This window comes from Pseudomonas sp. MD195_PC81_125 (assembly GCF_014060985.1).
GTDB classification, from domain to species: Bacteria; Pseudomonadota; Gammaproteobacteria; order Pseudomonadales; family Pseudomonadaceae; genus Aquipseudomonas; species Aquipseudomonas parakoreensis.
Genome location: NZ_JABULD010000488.1, coordinates 1 through 2,515, shown reverse-complemented (window position 1 = coordinate 2,515; position 2,515 = coordinate 1). Strand labels below are relative to the sequence as shown.

Below are 2,515 nucleotides of genomic sequence, written 5' to 3'. Positions count from 1 at the left end.
ATCAGCACCTGCAACGCAGCAATGATTGCATCACCAGTGGTGGTGTGATTGAAGCAGACGATATGCCCCGAGTTTTCACCACCTACCAGCCAGTTGCGCTCCAGTAGTTCGGCGATCACATAACGGTCACCGACATTGGCACGAATGAATGGAATCGAGAGTTCTGCCAGAGCGAGCTCCAGACCGAGGTTACTCATCAGCGTGCCGACTACGCCGCCCTGCAATTTGCCACGCCCGTGCAGATCACGCGCGATGATGAACAGCAACTCGTCACCATCAACGATGGCGCCAGTGTGATCCACCATCAGCACCCGATCACCGTCACCGTCAAAGGCGATGCCCAGATCAGCGTGCTCGGCGAGAACAGCGGCTTGCAGCTGCCCCATATGAGTCGAACCGCAATTATCGTTAATGTTCAGACCATTGGGCTGAGCCGACAGCACGACCACTTCGGCGCCCAACTCACGAAAGACACTCGGAGCTACCTTGTAGGTCGCTCCGTGTGCGCAGTCGATCACGATTTTCAAACCGGAAAAGCTGGTACCGGTAGGCACGCTGCTTTTACAGAATTCGATGTAGCGACCCGAAGCGTCGTTGATACGCGACACCTTGCCAATCTTGCTCGACTCAACCACGGTCATCGGGGTATCGAGCAATTCTTCGATCATCAGCTCCAACTCGTCAGGCAGCTTGGTGCCTTTACCCGAGAAGAACTTGATGCCGTTATCGTCATGCGGGTTATGTGAAGCACTGATCACGATCCCGGCTTCGGCTTGAAATGTGCGCGACAGATAGGCAATGGCGGGCGTCGGCATCGGACCGAGCAGCATAACATCGGCGCCCGCCGAGGTCAGACCTGCCTCAAGCGCCGATTCGAACATGTAGCCGGAGATTCGCGTGTCCTTGCCAACCAGCACCTTGCACGCGCCCATCTTGCGAAAGGCCATACCGGCCGCCCAGCCGAGCTTGAGCATGAAGTCCGGAGTTATCGGATATTCACCGACACGACCACGAATACCGTCAGTACCAAAGTATTTCTTGCTCATAAGTGCTCCATCATTCTTATTCGGCTGATTCCACGGCCGCGAGCATACGCACCACGTCTACCGTTTCCGCCACATCATGGACGCGCAATATACGCGCTCCTTTAATCGATGCCAGTGCCGCCAGTGCGAGACCGCCGTGCAAACGCTCACCCACGGGTCGGCTCAAAGCCTGGCCAATCATGCTTTTGCGTGAGACACCGACCAATAGCGGACGCCCCAGCGCATGCAGGGCTTCCATATGCTTGAACAAGCTTAGATTGTGCTGCAGGGTTTTCGCGAAACCGAAACCGGGATCAAGAATGATCCGCTCTGCCGGAATGCCCACCGCCGCACATTGAGCCATGCGCTCTGCCAGAAACTCTCCCACCTCCCGAGTGACGTCCTGATAGTGCGGATTGTCTTGCATGTCACCCGGCTCGCCGAGCATATGCATCAGACAGACCGGCAATCCGGTCGCGGCTGCGGCATCCAGCGCACCATCGCGGCGCAACGAGCGCACATCATTGATCAACCCGGCACCCAGGCGCGCTGTTTCACGCATCACCGCAGGTGTCGAAGTATCGACCGAGATGACCACATCCAGCTCGCGATTGATCAGCTCCACGATCGGAGCTACGCGTTCCAATTCCTCGAGCGGTGAAACCGCGCGCGCGCCAGGCCGGGTCGACTCACCGCCGACATCGATGAGCGTCGCCCCAGCAGCCACCATGGCTGCGGCGTGACGCAAGGCCACGTCGAGCTGGTTGTACCGGCCACCATCGGAGAAGGAATCGGGAGTGACATTGAGAATGCCCATGACATGCGTCCGGGCCAAATCAAGAACCCGGTTGCCGCAAGGCAACCGGGTCAGGGACTGTGCAGAAGTCATTTCAAACCTTAAACGTCAGCAGCCGGACCGCCAATCGGTGTTTCCGGACGCTCATCCTGAATCACCGGAGGCGGAGGCGTACCCGTGCCACCTGTCCAGTCACGCGGCTCACGTGGCGTACGACCCGCCATGATGTCGTCGATCTGCTCGGCGTCAATGGTTTCGTACTTCATCAGCGCATCAGCCATGGCATCCAGCTTGTCACGGTTGTCCGTGAGGATCTGCTTGGCCGTGCCGTAACACTGGTCGATGATGCTGCGCACTTCGGAGTCGATAAGTTTGGCTGTCTCACCGGAGAAGCTGGCATTCTGACCACCACCACCGCGACCGAGGAACACTTCGCCCTCTTCTTCGGCGTACATCAGAGGACCGAGTTTTTCCGACAGGCCCCACTTGGTCACCATGTTCCGCGCAATCTGACTGGCACGCATGATGTCGTTGGAAGCGCCGGTGGTCACACCATCGAAACCAAGGGTCATCTCTTCGGCGATACGGCCACCGTACAACGAGCAGATCTGGCTGATCAGCGCACGCTTGGACAGGCTGTAACGATCCTCTTCAGGCAGGAACATGGTCACACCCAGCGCACGGCCACGTGGAA

General features: G+C 58.1%; 2 protein-coding genes and 1 pseudogene. All 3 read right to left on the bottom strand.

The features are described from left to right. Window positions 1-1,046, bottom strand: a 1,046-nt coding sequence (gene glmM, locus HT737_RS19790; protein ID WP_182403811.1) for a phosphoglucosamine mutase, incomplete at its 3' end; no start/stop codon positions are given. Between the two features lie 16 nt (window positions 1,047-1,062). Then, a complete protein-coding gene (gene folP / locus HT737_RS19785) occupies window positions 1,063-1,914 on the bottom strand; it encodes a dihydropteroate synthase (protein ID WP_182403809.1) in 852 nt (283 codons plus the stop codon). 8 nt (window positions 1,915-1,922) lie between these two features. Next, window positions 1,923-2,515: pseudogene (locus HT737_RS19780) on the bottom strand (ATP-dependent metalloprotease); the annotation flags it as partial.

Coding starts and splice junctions, on each gene's coding strand:
- folP (WP_182403809.1), bottom strand. CDS start 1,914: ATGACTTCTGCACAGTCCCTGACCCGGTTGCCTTGCGGCAACCGGGTT.